Here is a 21,524-nt window from a genome sequence, read left to right as displayed (position 1 = left end):
AACAAAATCAATAGGTAATTAGTATATGATTCGTCAGTGCGCCATTTTATTTGGCTGTTTGGCTTTGGGTGAATTGATAGTTTATCTTACGGGTATCAAGCTCCCCTCCAGCATCATCGGTATGCTGCTGCTCACCCTCTTTCTGAAATTAGGTTGGATTAAACTGCATTGGGTACAGGGATTGTCCGACTTTCTGGTAGCTAACTTAGGTTTCTTTTTTGTCCCGCCTGGAGTGGCGCTTATGTTATACTTCGATGTTATTGCAGCAGAATTCTGGCCGATAGTGACAGCTACCATTGTAAGTACTGCCCTTGTGCTCGTTGTCACGGGATGGGTTCACCAGATTGTCCGCAAGTTCAGACTGGCGCGTCAAATCAAGCTGGCACGCAAACTGCACCTGACAGATTTCCATCTGCCGGAAAGACTTCACCGTAAAGAAAAAAACAACTTAACTGATAAAGACAAATGAGTTTCCTAGAAAATAACTTCTTCCTGCTGGCCATCACCTTCGGGATTTTCTTCTTTGCCAAGTTGCTTCAGAAGAAAACAGGGTTAGTATTGCTAAATCCGATATTACTGACTATCGCCGTTCTTATTATCTTCCTTAAAATGACCGGTATCTCTTATGAGACTTATAATAAAGGGGGACATCTTATCGAATTCTGGCTACGTCCGGCCGTGGTTGCCTTGGGCGTACCTTTATATCTTCAGTTGGAAATGATTAAGAAACAGTTATTGCCGATTCTCCTGTCTCAGTTGGCAGGATGCATCGTCGGAGTTATTTCGGTGGTGCTGATTGCGAAATTCATGGGAGCTTCCCAAGAAGTAATATTGTCTCTGGCTCCCAAATCGGTGACTACCCCGATTGCGATGGAAGTGACGAAAGCTATCGGCGGCATTCCGTCACTGACGGCGGCAGTTGTAGTAGCAGTCGGGTTATTGGGAGCTATCTGCGGGTTTAAGACGATGCAGATTATGCGCGTAGGAAGTCCGATTGCCCAAGGGCTTTCCATGGGAACAGCCGCCCATGCAGTCGGCACCTCGACGGCAATGGATGTCAGTAGCAAATACGGAGCATACGCCAGCCTGGGATTGACACTGAACGGAATATTCACTGCACTGCTGACACCTACCATTCTTCGATTGTTAGGCATTCTGTAAAAACAAAATTGCTTGATTTTCCGTTATATAAAGAGTTAAACGCAAAACGCAATTTTATGATTTCATTTAAAGATGTCACATTAGCAGATAAAGACACGATTACCTCATTTACAATGAAAAGTGAGCGGCGTAACTGTGACCTGTCATTCTCCAATCTTTGTAGCTGGAGATTCCTGTATGATACCAAGTTCGCTGTTATCGACAACTTTTTAGTATTTAAATTCTGGGCAGGAGAACAACTAGCATATATGATGCCTGTAGGCGCCGGTGACTTAAAAGCTGTATTGAAAGAGTTGATAGAAGATGCCGGACAAGAAAACCAGCCCTTTTGCATGCTGGGAGTATGCAGCTGTATGCGTGCCGAACTCGAAGCTATCCTTCCCGGACAATTTACTTTCACGGAAGACCGTGATTATGCTGATTACATTTATCTGAGAAGCGACCTTTCGACTTTAAAAGGAAAGAAATTCCAGGCAAAAAGAAATCATATCAACCGATTCCGCAATACATATCCGGATTATGAATATACCCCGATTACTCCCGACCGTATCCAGGAATGTATGGATTTGGAAGCGGAATGGTGCAAAGTGAATAATTGTGACCAACAAGAAGGAACGGGTAATGAACGCCGTGCCTTGATTTATGCCCTTCATAACTTTGAAGCCCTCGGATTGACCGGTGGCATTCTCCATGTGAACGGAAAAATCGTCGCATTCACTTTTGGCATGCCTATCAATCACGAGACATTCGGCGTGCATGTAGAAAAGGCAGACACTTCCATCGAGGGTGCTTATGCCATGATTAACTATGAGTTTGCAAACCGGATTCCCGAACAGTATATTTATATCAACCGGGAAGAGGATTTAGGAATCGAGGGGTTACGGAAAGCCAAACTGTCTTATCAGCCGGTGACGATTCTTGAAAAGTATATGGCTTGTCTCAAAATTCATCCGTTGGATATGGTTAAATGGTAAATTCCCGGCGAGCGAATATGATAGTAAAGGAACAAGTAAAAGCATTATGGAAATTATGCTTCGAGGATAGCGAAGAGTTTGTTGAAATGTACTTCAAGCTACGCTATAAGAACGAAGTGAACGTTGCCATCCAAAGTGGTGACGAGGTAATCTCTGCGCTTCAGATGCTTCCTTATCCGATGACTTTCTGCGGAGAAACGGTGCAGACTTCGTATATTTCAGGAGCCTGCACACATCCTGATTTTCGAAGTAAGGGAGTGATGCGCGAACTCTTATCCCAGTCTTTTGCCCGGATGCTGCGGAATGGGGTACAGTTCAGCACACTGATACCGGCAGAGCCCTGGCTGTTCGATTATTACAAACATATGGGATATGCTTCTGTCTTTCAATATTCGGTCAAGGAGATGACTTTACCAGAGTTTATCCCTTCCAAAGAGATTACTGTCAATGTCGTTTCCGAACCTCAAGATGAAGTCTATTCATATTTGAATAAGAAGTTGTCCGAACGTCCTTGTTGCATTCAACATTCCGCAGAGGATTTCCAGGTTATTATGGCAGACTTACCTATAAGTAGAGGAAATTTATTCGTTGCAAGACAAGCTAATGAAATACGGGGAGTAGCCATTATATATAAAGGAGAAAACTGTATCATTATTAATGAACTTCTGGCAGAAGATAAAGATACGGAGTACAGTTTATTATTTGCCATTAAACAAGATACCGGATGTAACCATATAATCCAATTACTGCCACCCGATAAAGAATTGCCTCAACATTCACTAGGAATGGCACGTATTATCAATGCTAAAGAAGTATTGCAGATTTATGCGTCCGCCTTTCCTGAAGATGAAATGCAACTGGAAGTATCAGACAAGCAGTTATCAGTGAATAATGGTTATTATTATCTATCCGACGGGAAATGCAGATATAGCACCGAGCGATTGCCCGGTGCACATATACAAATGAATATAAGCGAATTAACAGAGAGAATACTCAAGAAGCTAAATCCATCTATGAGTTTGATGCTGAATTAAGGCACGGATTATTTATCCAAATAATGTACCCTCTCGCAAGCTGCCAACAGGAAGGCCCCGACTCCAAAGTTTGAAGTAGAATTTGCGTCTACTACCTGCCCCGGTATCGCTTTCTCACCAATCGGCTGCACATAGCCAACCTTTCCATCGGGTTGCAAAGCAACTGTCGACAGGTATTTCCATGCTTTTTCAACTACCGGCTGATATTCATCGGAATCAAGGAAGCCGTTATTTATGCCCCATTGTAAACCGTAAGTAAAGAAAGCCGTTCCACTGGTTTCCGGCCCCGGCGCATGTTCCGGGTCAAGCATACTACGTGTCCAGTAGCCTTCCGATTGCTGGCAGGCAGCTACGGATTTAGCCAAGGTACAGAAACGGTCTATATATTCCTGACGGTATTTATCTGTTTCGGGCAAGTCTTTCAGCACTTTTGCCAACCCTGCCAATACCCAGCCGTCTCCACGTGCCCAAAAATCTTTTTTACCGTTCATACTTTTATGCTTGGGATATACGTATTTACCGTCTCGATAGTAAAGTCCAGCTTCTTCATCATACATGATACTGTCGGCATAAGCAAGATATTCGTGCAGTTTCTCCAGGTAAAGCGGATTCTTCGTGATGTTGTACATCTTTGTCATAACAGGCATTACCATATACAGACCATCCGCCCACCACCAATAATCATGGTTAGGAGTACTCATCTGATATTCCATCACTTCGCGGGCACGGGCTATCTTCTGTGTATCCGGTTCCAGATTGTATAAATCAGCATAGGTCTGGAAACAAATCTGATAATCCCCGAAAAGCACATAGTCATCACTTTCTCCATAACTATACTTCCAACAAGTTTTATCATCCGATTTAACACCTTTCCATTCGTTATGTTCAGCCCAACCTTTCGAAAACTCTAAATATTCCGGCTTCTTTGTCAGGAAATAGGCTTCCATATTTCCGGTATGATAAGCTGCGTTATCCCAAAAGGAACGGCCATGTTCCGGGTGGTTCGCCTGCCAATACCCATTCACCTTATGGATAATCTCTATCACCTCTTCCGAAGAATCGGTTTTCTTATCCGTACAACCAGCACAGACCATGCTTCCTAAAAAGAAAGCGGAGAAAAGAGTTACGTATAAATTCTTCATATCTTTATTTATTTGTATTCATGTTCATTTCCAACACATATACCATCTGAGGTTCAATCTCTGCGGTACGTTCACCGTCTCCCTGGCGGGTATGTTGTACAAAGAGATGCAATTTCCGTTGTTGCTTCCAAAGTTCCGTGTCGTGTGACGGTTCCCAGGCATCTACCGGAAAGTCGGTTAAATCCGTTATCGTCCATTTGCTGGTACCGGCATCGGCAGCATGAGCTATAGAAACACAGCTTCCCCGTTCCTCGTCGCGGAAGATATAAAAAACTTCTCCATCCTCTACGACAATACGCGGACGGGCGATAGGAATCATCTTCGTGCCACCGCCTTTCAGGGTAAAAGGCATTTTACGTTCTGTCACCTGCCGGTGATGCCATACTTTCCCGTCATTCCACACTATGCGATATTGCGGTACGTCACTGTCGGGTTCTCTCCAATAAGTAGCTATATAGGGATTTCCACCCGCATCGGCACTCATGCTTGTCTGGTTTATCAATTCACAGTTTTGAGGCAGGCGACAAGCATATTCCGCGTTCGATAACTTAATCGGAAGTTTATATTGCTCGCCATTCGATTTATACCAGGTTACACCATTATCAAACGAACGGGCATAACAAATATCGTGGTTTGTCTCTACATGCCAGGTTTCACGCCACACCCATGAAAGATGGATAGTTCCCTGTTCATCAACGTATAGTTGCCAATAGGCGTTTCGTTGATTCTCGCCGTCAATCAATACATCCTGCACACGAGTCCACTTCTGTTCTTTCAATGAGTAACGGTTCATTACCAGATTACCACGACCGGAAGAACCGGAACGGTAGGCAAACAATAAATCTCCGCCCGATAAAGGATAAAATTCGGGATAAGTGACATTTCCTTCATCTACTCCGGTCATTGGCATTTTATCTCCCAATTCCAAAGAACCGGGAGCAATGCTCCGGCAGTAATTCAATTTATGACCATGATGGTCAAAAGAAACGTGCACATACCCCTCTCCGTCCACCATCATACTGATGATATTATGGGCGTCCTTCACATTTCCCTGATATTGGGTACGATGCAGCGTCCATTGTCTGGAGTTCAGTCTGCGTTTTCCCAGTGTCAGATAACCGTCAGCATCATAATAGCTGATGTACTGCTCATCTCCATGAGTAACCAGGGAATTATTACGGAACACCGCAGTGTTGACTGAAGTACAGCTATACCCCTTCCCCACTTCCACCAAATGTTGGGAGTAACATAACACAGGAACCAGCATAATCCCGCAAAGCAGTAGCAATATCCGTTTCATGCTTGTTTTCTTTTTTATTTATCAAAGAAGGAAAGATTCCATTTCGCCTGCCAGGGAATAGTATAATCGCGAAAACGAAACGTACAACTTTCTAAAACGAAACGTACATTTTTCACTGTTTTTTCACCCCATCAAAACAAAGGCATTTAATCACCGTTTAACTGGTAATTAAATGCCTTTTGAACATCTATAAAAGCAGGAAAAAAGTTGTATTTCGAGCGCATTTTTCATGCACTTTTGTTGCTCAACTCATAGAAAATTACTACCTTTACATAGTGGTTAAAGTATTATCTTGACCGTGCTTTATTCTCTCACAAGCATTATATCTGTGTAAGAGGTATGATAATTTAGGCTGGTTTGTTGTGTCCGCATTTCTACATTTTTAAACGGATTCCCAATCGAAGCATTTGTACTTATCCACTCGCACAATTCAACAATCTGTGACTTGTTGCTGGTGAAATAAACGTATTTCGTGCCTACCAGCAATTTCAGGACATCAAGATAATCAGACAACTTCCAATAATTTTCATAAGAAACTACATCTGTTGCTAAATAAGGCGGATCTATCAGGAACAAAACATCTTTGTCGTCTTTGAATTGGGCGAATAGTTCCTTGTAATCCTTATGGACGATCTCCAAACCATCTAAATACCCTGTAACATCAAAATTCGCCTTTCTTACAACATTGTACATCGTCTCTTTTGATAATTCCTGAAACGTTTTTGCCCATTTCCCGCTGAATAAAAGCGAAGAACCCAGCGTAATATAATCGACATATCCCTTTTCGGAATACTCGGAAATAATGGCAAGTATTTGAGCGCGTTGTTCGGCTGGAACTTTCTTGTCAGGTTCAACTCCCTGCAAAACAGACCTTATTTGGAACAGGATTTCGTTTGTAGTCGCTACATTGGCCAGTCTGTCACAAAAATAATCGTAGTCGTTATATACAACCCGAACGTCTGGCCGTTCGCGTTTGGTTACATGGGAAAGCAATCCGCTCCCACCGAATAAATCAACAACAGTGGTAATGTTGTCAAACTTTTTAAGCACTTCCTTGAAGTCCTTGATAAATCGCCGTTTTTGCCCCTGAAAAGGCAGTGGCGCACTTGAATAAACTTTAATCATTCAGCATACTAACAATGTTTTAATGGTTTATAAATATGGTTTGAGTTATTTTTCGTACTTTTGCATTGCCAATCACATACAATGCGGCATTGCCGCACACAAAAAAAGCGTCACAACGCGGTCAAAAGGCATTTTAGCCCCCGACCGTGCGTTGTGGCGCATCTTTGTGTTAGTATGTGATTGGCGTCCTACTAACAGGTTGGGGGCTATTTCTTCCCCCTATCTTCAGGTGTCTATCGGCTCAGCAGTTCGTCCACCTGCCGCTTGCATTCGGCGCGGTAGGCTTCAAACGTGCGCAGTTCCTCGGCATGTTCGTCCGTGTTGTCGCTGTTTGCCAAGATGGCAATCTGGTCGTCAATACTGTAACGCCTGCCGATAAGCCCCGCCACGAACTTGCCGCGGCGGTTTTCGTCGGTGACTGTGCGTGCATCAACGGAAATGCGGGTAGAACCGTCGGTTTCCTCACCTGTGTAGGAGTAGCCGCGGGCGGTTTCGCCGCTGTCCTCATCCACCACCACGTCGGCGGGGGCTTCGTTCAGATAAAGCAGGTAGCTGTCCGCATCATACCTTACATACTTCTTTCGTTCAATGTAACTTACTGTGTTCATTACTCTTTTTTATTGGTCGGGATCGACTATGCTGTAAAAGCAGCGTTTGCCGTCTGTCCCGATGGGTTGCTTGATTATTTTCGCTGCAACGGGTTCGGTCAGTTCCACACCGTCAAGCTGGCGGATAAGGGCTTTTGACCCTGTAAAAGTGATGTGCTTTATCCAAGCCATGACAGGGTTGCCCTCGTCGTCTATCACTTTGCCCTGCTCGTCCTCCATTTGTTCGTAAATCTCATATTGCAGCGTCAGCATCTGGTCGCTGTTGAATTTCGACGGGGATATGTCGAAAGCCGTTATATGGATTTCGCGGTTCAGGATGTCGTCGATGTGGTATTTGCTACCCGTTAGTTTGCCCTGTTTGGGCTTGATGTCGCTAAATTTCTTCATACCGAGTATTTTTAATAAATGATTGCTGTCGCAGTGTTTCATAAAGCCCATGCGTGAAGCCACGCGAAGCCTTATTTCCTCGTCAGGCAGTCCCTTTTTACGCAACGCGGCCAGTTCCCTGCACAACCCCTGCTTGTTACGTTTGCGGGCAAGGCAGTGGGTGTGGTAGGTCACGTAACCGACAAAGTCGATACCCCGACTTTCCACGGGATAAATTTGGAAGTTGCTTTTCAGCGTGAGCAGGCGGCTGTCGTTCAGGTAATGGTTGATATATACCAGAACGCCGCTTAAATACTCCTTGCTGTCGGAAAGCAGCACAATGTCGTCGGCGTAACGGTAATAATACCGCACCCCGACGTCCTCCTTTAACAGGTGGTCGAGTTCCGAAAGGTACAGGTTGGCGAAATATTGGGAAATGTAGTTGCCGATAGGCACGCCGCTGGCTGAATCTATGATGCCGTCCAGAAGCCAAAGCACATCGGGGTCTTTCAGCTTGCGCCGAATGACCTGTTTGAGTATGCCGTGGTCGATGGAGGGATAGAACTTGCGCACGTCTATTTTAAGACAGTACCGCGTCCCGTTAGGATCACTGGAAAATTTAAAGTCGATTGACCCACTATTATAAAAGTCTTCTGACCCACCTTTATAACCGAAACTGATCCGCTGTGATTATAATAAAAATTGCCCCTGTATAATTACCATATTTCAGTCTTGTTTTCGTACTTTACAAAGCATTTTAACCCGGTATTATTAACTGAATAAAATTTTAAAGAATGAAAATAAGAATCAAGCACATACTGCGGTGTTATCAGTCAGGAATGAGTATCCGCGGTATCAGTTCTTCTCTCCTTGTTTCACGTAATACAGTCAAACGTTATATCCGTATATACGAAGATATGGGTATAGAACTTGAGCGTCTGTTGAAAATGGACGAGCAGCATCTGCATGAGCTTTTCGGTACGGAGACTGACAAAGAATCGTCTGGCTCTGCAGAGTATAAGTATCTTCAAGAACGTATACCTGATTACATGAAACGACTTAAGGTCCGTGGGACAACAAGAAGGTCTTTGTATGAGGAATATCTTAAAAATCGTCCACAAGGTTACAGCTACTGTTCTTTTTGTTTATATATCAGACGAGAAAGGGAAGTAAAGATTCCTGTTGGACGCATAGATCATATAGCCGGTGATCAGATGTATGTGGATTTTGCCGGCGACAAACTTTATCTCTCATACGAAAAAACAGGCAATAAGGTTCCCGTAGAAGTATTTGCCGCTATACTTCCATGCAGCCAGATTACTTATTACGAGGCTGTACCATCACAAAAGAAAGAACACCTTATCCAGGCATGTGAAAATGCTTTCCATTATTTTGGAGGTGTCCCCAATGCCATAGTTCCAGACAACCTGAAATCAGCCGTAACAAAGCCTGGAGGTGTTGAACCTGTAATCAATGACGACTTTGCTGCATTTGCAGACCATTATGGATGTGTTGTCTTCCCGGCAAGAGTACGAAAGCCTAAAGACAAAGCTCTGGTTGAGAATGCTGTAAGACTGCTCTACAGGGAGGTGTATTCAAAGATGACGGGATTGAAATTCAATGATCTTGAAGCCTTGAACATAGAAATAATGAAGCATACGGATGCGTTGAACAGCCGAAAGATGTACAATCGCAACTACAGCCGTCGGGAACGTTTCCTCGAAGTCGAGAAAGACAGGCTGCATACATTGCCGGCAACAAAATTTATATCAAAAAGCCGGAAAACGGCAACTGTCATGAGAAACAGTTATGTATCGCTTAACAATCACTATTACAGTGTTCCTAAAGAGTATATCGGCGATACTGTAGAATTACTGTATGATGGGGACACAGTGGAGATATATCATAAGTTCAGACACATAACGACACATCGCAGGGATGATACACCTTTCACTTATTCAGAAAAACCGTCCCACAAACTTTCGGGAGTGCTACATGAATACAGAATCAGAATGGATGATATATACCGCAAGGCATGTGAAATTGATCCGGTATTGGAAGAGTACATAAAGCGTGTGGCCGTTGCCAAGAAATATCCGGTCCAGGCCGTACGTTCAGCCGATGGTATATTAAGTCTTGTGGAGCGTTTCGGACATGACAGGGTGGTTCTTTCATGCCAGGTGGCAATGGAATTCGGTATGTTCGGGTACAACGAACTTGAAAGTATTCTGGTAAACAGGGAAGATGAGAAGTATCATGTACAGATGGAGGGACAGGCTCCCGAACTTACCCCCAAACACAGAAATCTCAGAGGCAAGGATTATTTTAACTCTAAAAACATGGATAAAAATGACAAGTAATAATAAAACAAGCAGAACTGTCGGAAAAAATATGGACAGAATAATGGAACTACTCTCCAAGTTACGTTTTTACGGCATGCTTGAAACATATAGAAATGACTGCAGGACCACATCCTCTGATGGTATGACAAACGATGAGTTTCTTAAATGGCTTCTTGAAAGCGAATATGATTACAGACGCAATGTAAGCATTGAGAGACTGATAAAGTCTGCAAACTTCAGATATAAGGCATATATGGAAAAAATAGACTATACCATAAAACGTAACCTTGACCGTAACCAGCTTGAGAGACTTGCATCTCTTGATTTTATAAGAGACGGACAGAATGTTTTCATCACGGGAAGCTCCGGTACAGGTAAAAGCTATATAGCTTCAGCCATAGGATATGAGGCATGTAAGAATGGAATAAAGACTTTGTATTCAAATGCGTCAAAGCTTATGGGACAGCTTAAAATTGCCAAAAACAAGGGCACTATAGAATCTGAGATGAAAAAAATAGAAAAGTGTCAACTGCTGATTCTTGACGATCTGTTTCTTATAGGACTGGATGCCAGGGAAAGGTCAATCCTTATGGAAATAATAGAAGACAGACACGGATTAAAATCAATCATAATAACATCACAACTTCCTGTCGAAAGCTGGTATGATGCAATTGGTGATCCTACAGTAGCTGACGCAATCCTGGACAGAATTGTACATACAGCACACAAGATTGAACTTACCGGGGATTCTGTAAGAAAGATTAATGCTAAAAAGAAATAGTATATATTGTAGATTATTATAATTGAAAATGACCCGGGTTAAAATGCATTTTTCTTTATTTAAATCTAATATTTTTTTGATGGGTCAATTTAGAGTATAATAGTGGGTCAATCGACTTTAAATTTTCCACCATCTGCATCGTGCATCGTTTCTATTGCAGGGGAAGTAATCATTAGAATACCTCCACGCTGCTGTGCCAGATGGCGGATTTTCCGCGCCCGTGGGCTGTCGCCCCCACGTTCAACAAAAGTCAGTGCCCGCCATACCGCTATTTTAGTAGTCCTGAAAGTCTTAATCAGGAACTCGCGGTTTTCTTTCGTTACTGCTATGTACTTTTCCATATTACTATTTATTTCAGGTTAACATTGATATACTGTACATCCTCTTCCCAAAGAGGAAGCCCCATTTTAATTTTTTTGGTTACAACTTCCTTTTGCCCAACTAATTTCACTGCCTTATTATAAAAATCAGTGTCATTATATACGCTGGCTTTACCTATAAGAAACTCTGCAAGTTCCTCCCGCTCTTCCTTTATAGCTTTTTTCAAAAAACTAAGCTCTGCATCCATTCCACCAACACGTCTGCCGACTTCTTTCAAACATTGGCGTAATTCAATATGATCGTTAGCTCCGTCATAGGCACACATGGCTTTCATTTCTTTACAGAACTCGTCCTTATCCATATTTCCAGCAGCTATGTAGAGATTCTCTACAAAATGATAATCTTCTACCGTTATCAGTCTCCGTGTCCTGTCTTCAAATTCTTTCTGTGTCATTGTCCTTTCACTTTTAGGGTTTAACATTCTGCCGCCTCGGCTTTTTTTCTTACCTTTGGCCGCTGTGTTATTTGTTTCACGTTGCAAATATACAGAAATTCTGTAATACACAAAAATATTTTTCAGAAAACATGGAATTATACGAGCAAATATTGTCAAAATCTGAAATCAATAGTAGGGTAGTAGAGGCTCTACTTGCCATTGTCGCTAATAATTTAGTGCTAACCAAGACTGATTTAGCTGAACGCATGGGTATCAAGCCAGCTAAATTTTCAGAAATTCTGAATTATCGTATGAATGCAGGGGTCGATATAATTGCTAAAATTTGCGATTGGTATGATGTTGATCCTTATTGGCTTCTTATGGGGCGTGGTAATCACATATTTAGAAATACTGATGTTAAGATTCCGCCCTATTTCATTGAAGACGAAAACGACTTAGACCGCGAATATCATCCAAAGAATACTGATGATGACAAAAACACACCAAACGCTTTAGTTGGGGATAATGCCATTGTTGAAATGCTTTATAAAAAAACTTTAGAACAAGCGGAACAAATAGGTTGCTTGCGAGAACGAATTTCTCAGTTGGAACGAGAAAAAGGAAAAAATGTATCGGATGTCCCGACTTCTGGCGTTGCAAATGTCGGGTAACATTAATCCGTATTTTACGCCATTAATATCCCCCCTTACCTACTCCCTTTAGATGGGTGTTTTCAGGGATTATCCTGTTTTTTCATTTTTTCGAGAGTAAAATACACTTTAAACGGTTATAATCAATAACTTAAACAGATTATAACCGTTCTTTTTCTAATATCAAAAAAGGAATTAAAGGGGTCGATTTTCACGAAAAAGCCACTTTTATATAGCCGTTTTTGCCCTTTTGGGGGAGTATTCTCCTACCGATAACTACACCCAACACTATACCCAACACTATACCCAACCCCAATTTTTCAAACGAAACGTACCGTTTTACCTCCTATCCTCCCCAACCATTTACACCTCAATCTTACCATTTCCAAAAGTCCATTTAACTGGTAATTAAACGCCCGCTAAAGGGTATTTTTCCGCACTTGCGGCCTCGCCACTCCCCTACCCTACCCGACGCCTAAAAACCAACAGGCAACACTGTCAAAAGCCCCATTTTACGCCGTTATTGCTCGTTTGCAGTGGTGTACTCACCAGACAAAAAAAGCGGCCAGAAAGCCCCCAAAAGCCATCTGACCGCCCATGCGATTAAAGTAAATTAAACCCGATGCAAAGCAGCATTAAACACCTACTTAAACACTTTGCCCTCGTTCTTAAAGCAAAACTAAACCAACTTAAACCTTTTGTGCGTTTCGTTTTCCAGCCCTCTGCCCTATTACACTCACCTATTTACCGAATTATCAAAGGTTTACGCATTCAAACATTCTTCATACTGTTGTACGCTTCGTTTTCATGCCCATAATAGTAATTTTTCCGTCTTTTATCAATACAGGCAACCATACATAGCGGGAGTCTTCCAAATCTTTCTTTTTCCAACGGTCGAAAAGGGCGATATATGCATCCTTCTTTCCCACGACAGGTTGCACATAAGTACTCTGTGCATAAAATGTCTTATCCGCATCCGGCCCGGTACATGGGTCTCCGATAGTTTTCCATGTACCCATAATAGAATCAGCCACTGCCATCTCAGCCACATTCGGGTCCCAGCCCGTACAACCGGAACTGAGCATATAATACTTACCCTTATATTTGAATACAGCCGGAGCTTCACGGGATTCTTTCACGAAATTACGTGTAAAGCGTCCGCTCGGCTTCAGATAGTCGTCAGTCAGCAGGCTGATATACATGGTTTCATTGTTCTCGGAAGAATAGAATTGATAGGCACGACCATCATCGTCCACAAAAACGGTCTGGTCACGGCTCATTGCATTGTTAGGGCGGAAACTTCCCTGATAAATGAACGGCCCAGCGGGAGAATCGGCAACGGCAACTCCGGCACAAGCCTTACTGTAATCTGCACTTTCCACATGCGCCCACATTACGAACTTGCCCGTTTTCTTATTATAAACCACTTTCGGACGTTCCAATACTTTGGACGGATGCAAGTCGTGATTCGGGTCATCTTTTACTGCCGGAAGCACAATGCCTTCAAATTTCCAGTTCAGCAAGTCTTTGGAAGAGTAGCAACCTACTCCGGTCACATCCGTACGGTAACATTCCCAGGTAGCCCATTCGGGCAAGATGGTTTTTCCTTTTTTGTATTCACCATACCAATAATATGTGCCATCGTGATAAAGAAGTCCGCCGCCATGAGCGTTAATCGGATTTCCATCGGTATCTTTCCACACTTCTCCGGGAATAAAGTTCGTATTCTTCTGAGCCTGTACGGATAGTGGAAGCAAACCTACGCAAGCCACAAACAGTAATAATAGTCTAGTCATATATCAATATTTGTTGGTTAATTCATTATCAATGAAAAGCATGGTCTTTCGGAAAGTCATTCCCTTCCCAGGCTTTTTTACTTGTCCAGTCTTCAGCAGGAGATGTCCAGAAGGGATGGTCAGCCGGAAGTCCGAGCGGCAGGAAAGCAAGTGATGCCATATATAAGCTACCATTATTTGTGTACCAGTCGGATATATCCGGTTGCTTGCCATTGAATCCCAACGTCAGGAATCCTTTTTCATTGAAATTACGGTCATCGCCAAACATTCGTTTAATAACAGCCGTCATGGCTGCACGCACTTGTCCGTTCGACAATTCCTTGGGTAACCATTCTCTCCATGCCAGCAATGCTAAAGGCTGCAAAGTTCCTGTACGATAGGTAATAGAACGACCGAAAACAGGGAGTGTCCCTTCGGGAGAGATGAACCGTTCCAAAATCATTCCGAAACGTTGCATCCGTTTTACCGCACGGTTGTAATCACAGTCCGGCATATTCCAGACTTTATTCTTTCCGCCGTTGGTCATTACTTCCAGCGGTTCTATATACATGGGATGCAATACAAAACTATTGTAATAGTCGAAAGCAAAATCCTTTCCATCCGAATACCAGCCGTCACCGACGTACCATTCTTCCACTTTGCGCAGCGCCGAAGCTATGCGGTAAGTATCACTTGGCGCACCCGCTTTCCGTAGAAAGGCTTCTACGGTAGCAGAGAACAATAACCAATTCGTATAAGGCGGGTCTACCCGGTGAAGCTGTGTAAACTCGGTAATATAACGTTGTTTCGTCACGCTGTCCAACGGAACCCATAAAGCATCATATCCTCTTATGAAACTTTCCGCGATATAAGCGGCATCCACCAGGGTTTGACCTTCCTTTCTCCACAACAAATAATCGGGACTTTCCGGGTCGACAGCCTGCGCATAACTCTTGAGCGCCCATTCACGCAGTTGTTTGCGTTGACCACCTTCAACCGTATCATCATCCGGCAATGAAATCCAGGGAGCCAGTCCTGCCATCAAACGTCCGAAACATTCCATATAAGTAACCCTTTTATTTCTTCCGTCCCATGTCGGGCTTAACTCTACCAACATATTTTCCTGTAACTTGCCTTCACTCATATTACTAAGTACAGGAGCAGCCATACGATATATCACTCCCGCCCATAACTCACGGTCGGTCGGTTCTTTCACTTGTTTCTTCTTTTTTGCCGACAGGTCTTGTGACGGAATCATCAAGATTGCCATAAGCAATAGTAATACGCAATGTCTATTCAAGTTCATGATATTATTTAGGTTTTTCGTTTACAAAAAAAGTTCATACTCATAAAAAAAACGTCCAAATTTGTGTCAAAAAAGGGATACAAAAAGACCAAATTTCATACAGAGACACTTTTATATACGAAATTAATAAGGTTTCCACCTATCAATCCATTCAATAAAAGGTATTCCTTCCATTAAGCTCAGGGGCAACCAGAAAATATTTGGTTCTTAATCAAATTCCGTGCTAGTAAAGCTCATTGAAAGGTCGATGGATAAAGGGATATCGGCATATTAGAAATAGCAAATAAATTATCCAAGCTATATGCATCTTAAAGGATTTGATTAAGAACCAAATACGTTTTAGTGGCAATGCTTTACTCCCGAGATTGGCTACAGAGCACAACCCCTCCCTGAGAATAAACCTCCAATTGTACTTTACCACTCTCCTTCACCTTTAACGGAACAAGTTGCTGCTCTCCCTTTTTATCATCTTTATAAAGAGAAATCGTTTTTCCGGCAAACATTTCCAAATCCAGTGACAGTTTCAACAGCTCTTTTCCGGCATTCACGGCGGCGACATACCAAGTATTTCCGTGACGGCGAGCCAATACTACATACTTTCCCGGATACCCGTCAATGAAACGTGTTTCATCCCAAGTGGTGGGAACTGCTTTCATAAAGTCCATGCAAACTGGAGAAACATCATTCAAGTTATTCGGAGCAAGGGCAAAGTTCTGAACAGGGTTCTGGAATAAAACGGTGGTAGCCAATTGGAATATATCAGTAGTGCGACGAGTCGTACCGCCGTCATTGTTACGGTTCAGACGTTTGTTCAGGAAGCAGCCGCCAAATTCCATACTGCCTACCGTATTACGGATAAACGGATGCAGGCAAGTATTGAATGCTTCTTCATCGCAGAAGTGCTGGTTAAACACCATATTTTCGGATGCCAGTACGGCTTCGCTACCTACATAATTGGGGTACATACGTTCCCAGCCGCGAGGAATGGTACAGCCGTGGAGGATGACCATCAGCCCGTGGTCGTCGGCATCACTGAGGATGTCTTCATACAGACGCATCGTTTCTTGTTTGTCGCCACCGAAGAAATCGACTTTGATTCCTTTCACACCCAGACTTTGCAGCCATTTCATTTCACGCTTGCGGATGATGGCATTATCCATATGGTTGACAGGTCCTTGTTCTATATCATTCCAATAGCCGGAAGAACTATACCATAAAAACAGTTCCACACCTTTGCTGCGGGCATATTCTATCAAAGATTTCATCCGGTCGCGTCCGATGCGTGTATCCCACCAGTTATCAATTAGTGCATATTCATATCCCATAGCGGCAGCAAAATCTATATAGCGAATCTGGTCGTCATAATTGATGCTGTCATCCTGCCAAAGAATCCAGCTCCATGTGCCGCGTCCGAAACGATAATCATGTTTCGTCTCATAAAGAGGACTCACGACATCCCAGGGAACGGTTGTTTCCACAATCGGCTTCAACGTCTCGCCGACAGTGATAGTACGCCAAGGAGTAGCACCGGGTAAGGCAAATGCCGGAGCAACCGTTCCGTTCCCATTGTTTTCTTCCGCCATCGGGAAGGCGACAGTGTACAGGTTTCCTTCACTTACGTCGCTCAAACGGGAACCGCAGTAACGGCTGTCCACTCCCGTCTCACTCACCAATACCCAGCCATCATCACCTATGCGGAACAGACAAGGAAAGGTGTATCCATGCCCGTACTGCGAACGTTCACCCATCAGCGCATCCGCTTTATACTCTTCTTCATAGCTCGGCTTCGTACGTTTCCAGCCAATCATAGCATCACTTTGCGGACACAGGAAAGTAGTAGTCTGCTGCGGGAAGCGGAAACCGGTCTGTTCATTATTGACGGTAACACTCCCTTTCCCGCTTTGTCTCGGCAAAGTATAGCGGAAAGCGACATCATTATCACTTACACGAAAAATGACTCCTACCTTCTGCCCTTGCGCATTCTCGAGATTACAGGTCAGTTCGTTGGCGCGATAATGTATTTGGGACGTTTTAATGCGCGTCTGTTGATATACCGTATCTATCACTTCAACAGCATGTCCGGTCAGTTTCACCCCCTTTGTAAAATCTCCTATATTCGTACTGATTCCCAAAGGGGATTTTTCCAGCATTGTCTTTCCGTTATAGGTAACGGAATAACAAGGGCTTTCTTCGTTCTGCACAAATACGACTAATTGCAGTTTTTCATCCGGGCCTTTTACCACTACATCTTGCGCTGCAAGAGTGTCCAGACCGAGAAACAGAGCCAATATGCTTATAATTTTCTTCATATATACTAATTTTAAGTTATGTATTAGCAGCCATTAATTTAATCCTATACAATTCAGCTTTCGTTTGACTTAAGTCAAGCGCTCGTTCAACTTAAGTCAACCTATCGTTTGACTTAAGTCAAACGAAAACTGAGTCGGCAGACAGAAAATTAAGATTAGCTAAACAGTAGACTAAATCTACCAGGGTTGTTAATTGTCTTTAGAAAGTACCTATCTACGTGCTGATACGTTCTCATTTCTTTTATTTCTATCTATTTCTACCTCGTCTTCAAACGAATCACCGTAAATGAATAAGCAGGTAGTTGCTGCTGGAAGTTTGTTCCTATTTCGATTGTATCGACTACGGGAAGCGGAGTTGATTCCGGGGCACCTGCCAATACCGTTCTTGTAGCAGAAGACTGAATACCGTCAATTCCCGGTAATTGCACTTCTGTTTCCACACTGACTGGCAATAAGTTCACCAACTTCACAATTACATCTCCGGTCTTGCTGTCACGGACAATGGAAGAACCTACACGAAGTTTCACACGGTTGTCTTGATTATCCAGGCTTATCTGTGAAGGGATATAGTGGTCCCCTGCATTCTGTCCATATAGCTTCTGGACATAATATCCGGTGGTCGGTTTCACTTCACGGTTATTGAAGTAAATCAAATCCGGGCTCCATTGGGTATGCTTTTCTTTCGCCAGCAAAGGAGCATAAGAAGTCATACTTACAACATCACCATTGCGTTCCAAAGCTGTGAGGTAAAGGGCTTCGGTCAATGCAGTTTCCATATTGGCCTTTCGTCCGGGGATATGGGTGGCATATTCACCCAGATAAACTTTTGTTTTTTTACTGCGGTCGTATTTATCGTAGAAGTCCTGGTTATGAAGGAACCAGCCCGGAGACTGATAATAATGTTCGTCTACCATAGGAATACCCAGTTTATCCGCCAGTTTCCAACCTTCGACGTAATCCGTGCCCTCATTGAAAGGGCCGACAGTACCTACAACGGTTATTTCGGGATATTTCTCTTTTATCGCATTGAAAATCATAGTGAAACGTTCTTCAAAGATATCAGTGATAAGGTCTTCGTTACCAATACCGATATATTTCAGATTGAAAGGTTTCGGATGCCCGGCTTCGGCACGCACCTTTCCCCATTTTGTCTTTTTCGCGTCACCGTTCGCCCATTCTATCAAATCCAGAATGTCCTGAATATAAGCCGGCATTTCACTCATCGGAATCCCGCCTTGCTGTCCGCCCCTCAAATCACCGTGACAAGCGGAGTTCTGACAAGGGACACCGGCAGCAAGTACCGGCAGCGGTTCGGCACCGATGTCTTCACAGAACTGGAAATATTCATAATACCCCAGTCCCATACTCTGATGATATCCCCAAAGGTTGCGGGCGGGTTTACGGGCTTCCAGCGAGCCAATCGTATTTTTCCATTGATAGATATTCTTCAGACCATCGCCATGAGCCACACAGCCACCCGGGAAACGGACAAAGCGGGGATGCATATCAGCAAGCGTCTGAGCCAAATCGGCACGCAGTCCGTTCTTTCTGCCTTTGAATGTATTCTGCGGGAATAGAGAAATCATATCCAGTTCGACTTCACCTATTGATTGCGGTTGGAGTTCCAAATGTGTATCTGCAGATGCTTTCGCGGTCAATACCGCTTTATATTTCTTCCATGAACGGGAAGAAACTGTAATTGAGGTTTCTCCCTGTACTGTGCCATTGGCATCAACCAGACGTATGAGTAGTTTATTGGACTTATACCCTGCCGGAATACGGCCAAACAAAGAGATATTATACTTTTCGGCAGCTTTAAGAGCTATACCGTCAAAACCTGTATTTATCAACACAGCTCCCGGCTGCTTTATATCCAATACAGCATAATGAGGGTTGTTCGGATGGATAGGGCTCGTTGTGTTTATTGTAAATGCCGCATTCTCCCCTTTCAAATTCCAGGAATGGGTACTATTCCAATTCTTATCCCCCTCACGGTCGGACGGGTCATATTCGAAATCCCTGTTTTGAACCAATTCTGCGTATAAGCCACCATCGGCAGAGTAGTTAATATCCTCAAAGAAGATACCCAACAGTAAATCACTGATTTCCTTTGTTTCTTCCGGTTGCGCCGTGATGGTAGCCTTTACAGGTTTCAGTCCGGCGAAACGCTCTTTGTCCTGTACGGGACGTTCCGCATGCAAAGCATTTCGATATTGGTTCCTTTCATGGCTTTTCGTCAGTTCGTCCACTATTGCCCAAGACACACGGTTGATATTTCCTGTCTGTTCTTGTCCGGCAATAATTGCCTTAGTTCTTATGCCTTCAAAATCAGAAGTTGTCCGGGGATACCTCTGGCTTTCCCAATAAACCAGGTCTTTTGATTTTGCCTGTCCGTATCCGTCGTGGGCATTCAGTTTCCAGGTACAGAGCCATTCTCCACCGGGAAGCTGTTTCAAGAAGGGGTCGAGCATCTTTTTCTGTGAACCCCAACGACTGTAATCACAACGGAGATAGCCTGTTCCCTGACCTACTTCGAACCAGTGTTTCCCGTCCATGCTCCATGCAAAACGAAGTCCGCTCCGCCCGTCGTCGCTGCGGGTGGCATAGGAGAAAAGAGAGACAGAATCCGGTACGCTCGCCGTTTCTTTGATTGCAGCTAAAGTGACCTGTTGAAACGACAAAAACAAGACAACTGACAGCAGGAATAATTTTCTCATGGCATAAGTATCATTAAGATTATCAATCGCAAAGATAAGAGTTTCACTGTTACAGCGAATACCTTTTAAGTGTAAAATTACCAATTATTATTCAAAAGCATAGCAAGCAGCAAATTAACAAGAATAATTTGTACACCTTTCCAGTAGTATGTATGATTTTCCAGTAGTAAAGCCGTGATTTACTTCGGCTTGTTATAGGCCTTCCGGTTTTCCATAGGCCTTGTACAGGCAGTTCAGTTCCTTTCCGGTGATAGGTGTCACGGTGCCGTGACGGGGATGGAAATCCATGCTGACGGCATGGTCTATCACTTTAAAGTTCTCCAGGTCGATACTTTCCGTAAACTGATACTTGCCTTTCATGTATACATCGTACATCAGAATATATTTGTCCGAACCTATCAGCGGGAAGATGCCTGCACCTTCCACAGCTTCTTTCGTCTGCTGTTTATAATCATCCGATTCCGTCCATTGTCCGGAAGTCAGAGAGGTGGTAGTCGCTTTTTTGATTCCATTGCCATCCCCTTCCGTCTTATAGAACAGGTGATAAAGCCCGTCTTTGTAGATAATGTCTCCGTCGATACATGATTTTCCGTTCTTCGGCAGAAACAAGGGTTTCGGTTCGCCTTCGAGGTCGGTAAAGTCCTTATTGGCATATGCATAATAAATAATATCTGCGCCATTGCCATGTTTCATTGACCAATATACCATATACTTTCCGGCTTCCTTGTCATAGACGGTTTGGGGAGCCCATACACGTTTCAGGTTTTCCTGAGCAGGATATTTCTTCTGAATATTTATAATATTGGATGTCCAGTGCACCAGGTCTTTCGATTTTAATAATACCATGGCACGGTTGGAATTCCATCCGTTCCCGGATACCATGTCGGTAACCACCATATAGAATGTCTTGCCATCCTCACAACGCAGGATATGAGGGTCGCGTACTCCGCCCGTAGAGCTTATCACACGGGAATCAAGTATCGGTTGGTTGCCATTCAGAGCTTTATAATTATATCCGTCAAGGCTGACAGCCATTCGAATGGCTTCTTCGCTCATCTTATTTCCGATGAAGTAAACAAACAGGTAGGCGGATTGCTGGCAATAGCCGGTTAGCACTCCTATAAAAAGGAGTACCAAGAGGGTGATATATTTCTTCATATTCATTTTACATTCAATG

Annotated in this window: 19 protein-coding genes; 7 read left to right on the top strand and 12 right to left on the bottom strand. The window is 43.4% G+C overall.

What is annotated here, in order from left to right; genetic code table 11:
- The first annotated feature begins 25 nt into the window (after positions 1–25).
- From CLIN57ABFB40_RS15520 to CLIN57ABFB40_RS15505, 4 genes are read left to right on the top strand one after another with little or no spacing between them, the layout of a single operon-like run.
- Positions 26–469, top strand: a complete 444-nt coding sequence (locus tag CLIN57ABFB40_RS15520) for a CidA/LrgA family protein (protein ID WP_175630920.1) — start codon at positions 26–28, stop codon at positions 467–469.
- A complete protein-coding gene (locus CLIN57ABFB40_RS15515) occupies positions 466–1,161 on the top strand; it encodes an LrgB family protein (protein ID WP_175630919.1) in 696 nt (231 codons plus the stop codon). The genes CLIN57ABFB40_RS15520 and CLIN57ABFB40_RS15515 overlap by 4 nt, the downstream gene beginning before the upstream one ends.
- 56 nt (positions 1,162–1,217) lie before the next feature.
- Positions 1,218–2,135 (top strand): DUF2156 domain-containing protein, encoded by a 918-nt coding sequence (locus CLIN57ABFB40_RS15510; protein ID WP_175630918.1) that lies wholly within the window; start codon positions 1,218–1,220, stop codon positions 2,133–2,135.
- Between the two features lie 17 nt (positions 2,136–2,152).
- Positions 2,153–3,169 carry a GNAT family N-acetyltransferase gene (locus CLIN57ABFB40_RS15505; RefSeq protein ID WP_175630917.1) on the top strand — a complete coding sequence of 339 codons (1,017 nt, stop codon included), beginning with the start codon at positions 2,153–2,155 and terminating at the stop codon, positions 3,167–3,169.
- A gap of 8 nt (positions 3,170–3,177) precedes the next feature.
- Here CLIN57ABFB40_RS15505 and CLIN57ABFB40_RS15500 read toward each other — a convergent pair whose 3' ends face one another.
- The 5 genes from CLIN57ABFB40_RS15500 to CLIN57ABFB40_RS15480 all read right to left on the bottom strand — a co-directional run bounded on the left by CLIN57ABFB40_RS15500 (position 3,178) and on the right by CLIN57ABFB40_RS15480 (position 8,340).
- Positions 3,178–4,311: a glycoside hydrolase family 88 protein gene (locus CLIN57ABFB40_RS15500; RefSeq protein WP_175630916.1), complete on the bottom strand. Its 1,134-nt coding sequence runs from the start codon at positions 4,309–4,311 to the stop codon at positions 3,178–3,180.
- A 4-nt stretch (positions 4,312–4,315) separates the two neighbouring features.
- Positions 4,316–5,611, bottom strand: coding sequence for a BNR repeat-containing protein (locus tag CLIN57ABFB40_RS15495; RefSeq protein ID WP_175630915.1), 1,296 nt, complete (start codon positions 5,609–5,611; stop codon positions 4,316–4,318).
- Between the two features lie 303 nt (positions 5,612–5,914).
- Complete coding sequence (locus tag CLIN57ABFB40_RS15490; protein ID WP_175630914.1) at positions 5,915–6,736, bottom strand: DNA adenine methylase; 822 nt, start codon at positions 6,734–6,736, stop codon at positions 5,915–5,917.
- 233 nt (positions 6,737–6,969) lie between these two features.
- Entirely contained in the window at positions 6,970–7,344 is a 375-nt protein-coding gene (locus tag CLIN57ABFB40_RS15485) for a hypothetical protein (protein ID WP_175630913.1), read from the bottom strand.
- A 9-nt stretch (positions 7,345–7,353) separates the two neighbouring features.
- Positions 7,354–8,340, bottom strand: a complete 987-nt coding sequence (locus CLIN57ABFB40_RS15480; protein ID WP_262886971.1) for an RNA-directed DNA polymerase — start codon at positions 8,338–8,340, stop codon at positions 7,354–7,356.
- Positions 8,341–8,504: 164 nt separating this feature from the next.
- Between CLIN57ABFB40_RS15480 and istA the strand changes: the two genes are divergently transcribed.
- On the top strand, positions 8,505–10,070 hold the full coding sequence (gene istA / locus CLIN57ABFB40_RS15475) for an IS21 family transposase (RefSeq protein ID WP_175628403.1): 1,566 nt from the start codon (positions 8,505–8,507) through the stop codon (positions 10,068–10,070).
- Positions 10,060–10,833 carry an IS21-like element helper ATPase IstB gene (gene istB / locus CLIN57ABFB40_RS15470; protein ID WP_065539093.1) on the top strand — a complete coding sequence of 258 codons (774 nt, stop codon included), beginning with the start codon at positions 10,060–10,062 and terminating at the stop codon, positions 10,831–10,833. The genes istA and istB overlap by 11 nt, the downstream gene beginning before the upstream one ends.
- A gap of 107 nt (positions 10,834–10,940) precedes the next feature.
- On the opposite strand, the gene CLIN57ABFB40_RS15465 is transcribed toward istB, so the two are convergent.
- Entirely contained in the window at positions 10,941–11,174 is a 234-nt protein-coding gene (locus tag CLIN57ABFB40_RS15465; protein WP_175630912.1) for a hypothetical protein, read from the bottom strand.
- Positions 11,175–11,182: 8 nt separating this feature from the next.
- Positions 11,183–11,608 carry a hypothetical protein gene (locus CLIN57ABFB40_RS15460; RefSeq protein WP_175630911.1) on the bottom strand — a complete coding sequence of 142 codons (426 nt, stop codon included), beginning with the start codon at positions 11,606–11,608 and terminating at the stop codon, positions 11,183–11,185.
- A 131-nt stretch (positions 11,609–11,739) separates the two neighbouring features.
- Here CLIN57ABFB40_RS15460 and CLIN57ABFB40_RS15455 point away from each other — a divergent pair, with 131 nt between their 5' ends.
- Positions 11,740–12,261 carry a helix-turn-helix domain-containing protein gene (locus tag CLIN57ABFB40_RS15455; protein ID WP_175630910.1) on the top strand — a complete coding sequence of 174 codons (522 nt, stop codon included), beginning with the start codon at positions 11,740–11,742 and terminating at the stop codon, positions 12,259–12,261.
- Between the two features lie 761 nt (positions 12,262–13,022).
- Here CLIN57ABFB40_RS15455 and CLIN57ABFB40_RS15450 read toward each other — a convergent pair.
- The 5 genes from CLIN57ABFB40_RS15450 to CLIN57ABFB40_RS15430 form a co-directional block, all read right to left on the bottom strand.
- On the bottom strand, positions 13,023–14,036 hold the full coding sequence (locus CLIN57ABFB40_RS15450) for a glycoside hydrolase family 43 protein (protein ID WP_175630909.1): 1,014 nt from the start codon (positions 14,034–14,036) through the stop codon (positions 13,023–13,025).
- Positions 14,037–14,064: 28 nt separating this feature from the next.
- On the bottom strand, positions 14,065–15,321 hold the full coding sequence (locus CLIN57ABFB40_RS15445) for a DUF2264 domain-containing protein (RefSeq protein ID WP_175630908.1): 1,257 nt from the start codon (positions 15,319–15,321) through the stop codon (positions 14,065–14,067).
- Between the two features lie 353 nt (positions 15,322–15,674).
- Positions 15,675–17,630: a glycoside hydrolase family 97 protein gene (locus tag CLIN57ABFB40_RS15440; protein WP_175630907.1), complete on the bottom strand. Its 1,956-nt coding sequence runs from the start codon at positions 17,628–17,630 to the stop codon at positions 15,675–15,677.
- Positions 17,631–17,887: 257 nt separating this feature from the next.
- Positions 17,888–20,347: an alpha-L-arabinofuranosidase C-terminal domain-containing protein gene (locus tag CLIN57ABFB40_RS15435; RefSeq protein WP_175630906.1), complete on the bottom strand. Its 2,460-nt coding sequence runs from the start codon at positions 20,345–20,347 to the stop codon at positions 17,888–17,890.
- A gap of 192 nt (positions 20,348–20,539) precedes the next feature.
- Entirely contained in the window at positions 20,540–21,511 is a 972-nt protein-coding gene (locus tag CLIN57ABFB40_RS15430; RefSeq protein WP_175630905.1) for a glycoside hydrolase family 43 protein, read from the bottom strand.
- Between the last annotated feature and the right edge of the window lie 13 nt (positions 21,512–21,524).

The organism is Bacteroides acidifaciens (genome assembly GCF_903181435.1).
In the GTDB taxonomy this organism is placed as follows: Bacteria; Bacteroidota; Bacteroidia; order Bacteroidales; family Bacteroidaceae; genus Bacteroides.
The sequence above is the reverse complement of the archived record's forward strand: the minus strand, read 5'-3'. Positions and strand labels throughout refer to the sequence as shown.

What these genes read in the sequence shown, in the direction of transcription:
- CLIN57ABFB40_RS15500 (WP_175630916.1), bottom strand. Translation starts at nt 4,311, where the DNA reads ATGAAGAATTTATACGTAACTCTTTTCTCCGCTTTCTTTTTAGGAAGC.
- CLIN57ABFB40_RS15430 (WP_175630905.1), bottom strand. Translation starts at nt 21,511, where the DNA reads ATGAATATGAAGAAATATATCACCCTCTTGGTACTCCTTTTTATAGGA.
- CLIN57ABFB40_RS15460 (WP_175630911.1), bottom strand. Translation starts at nt 11,608, where the DNA reads ATGACACAGAAAGAATTTGAAGACAGGACACGGAGACTGATAACGGTA.
- CLIN57ABFB40_RS15450 (WP_175630909.1), bottom strand. Translation starts at nt 14,036, where the DNA reads ATGACTAGACTATTATTACTGTTTGTGGCTTGCGTAGGTTTGCTTCCA.
- istA (WP_175628403.1), top strand. Translation starts at nt 8,505, where the DNA reads ATGAAAATAAGAATCAAGCACATACTGCGGTGTTATCAGTCAGGAATG.
- CLIN57ABFB40_RS15465 (WP_175630912.1), bottom strand. Translation starts at nt 11,174, where the DNA reads ATGGAAAAGTACATAGCAGTAACGAAAGAAAACCGCGAGTTCCTGATT.
- CLIN57ABFB40_RS15505 (WP_175630917.1), top strand. Translation starts at nt 2,153, where the DNA reads ATGATAGTAAAGGAACAAGTAAAAGCATTATGGAAATTATGCTTCGAG.
- CLIN57ABFB40_RS15455 (WP_175630910.1), top strand. Translation starts at nt 11,740, where the DNA reads ATGGAATTATACGAGCAAATATTGTCAAAATCTGAAATCAATAGTAGG.
- CLIN57ABFB40_RS15515 (WP_175630919.1), top strand. Translation starts at nt 466, where the DNA reads ATGAGTTTCCTAGAAAATAACTTCTTCCTGCTGGCCATCACCTTCGGG.
- CLIN57ABFB40_RS15445 (WP_175630908.1), bottom strand. Translation starts at nt 15,321, where the DNA reads ATGAACTTGAATAGACATTGCGTATTACTATTGCTTATGGCAATCTTG.
- CLIN57ABFB40_RS15435 (WP_175630906.1), bottom strand. Translation starts at nt 20,347, where the DNA reads ATGAGAAAATTATTCCTGCTGTCAGTTGTCTTGTTTTTGTCGTTTCAA.
- istB (WP_065539093.1), top strand. Translation starts at nt 10,060, where the DNA reads ATGACAAGTAATAATAAAACAAGCAGAACTGTCGGAAAAAATATGGAC.
- CLIN57ABFB40_RS15520 (WP_175630920.1), top strand. Translation starts at nt 26, where the DNA reads ATGATTCGTCAGTGCGCCATTTTATTTGGCTGTTTGGCTTTGGGTGAA.
- CLIN57ABFB40_RS15485 (WP_175630913.1), bottom strand. Translation starts at nt 7,344, where the DNA reads ATGAACACAGTAAGTTACATTGAACGAAAGAAGTATGTAAGGTATGAT.
- CLIN57ABFB40_RS15510 (WP_175630918.1), top strand. Translation starts at nt 1,218, where the DNA reads ATGATTTCATTTAAAGATGTCACATTAGCAGATAAAGACACGATTACC.
- CLIN57ABFB40_RS15440 (WP_175630907.1), bottom strand. Translation starts at nt 17,630, where the DNA reads ATGAAGAAAATTATAAGCATATTGGCTCTGTTTCTCGGTCTGGACACT.
- CLIN57ABFB40_RS15490 (WP_175630914.1), bottom strand. Translation starts at nt 6,736, where the DNA reads ATGATTAAAGTTTATTCAAGTGCGCCACTGCCTTTTCAGGGGCAAAAA.
- CLIN57ABFB40_RS15495 (WP_175630915.1), bottom strand. Translation starts at nt 5,611, where the DNA reads ATGAAACGGATATTGCTACTGCTTTGCGGGATTATGCTGGTTCCTGTG.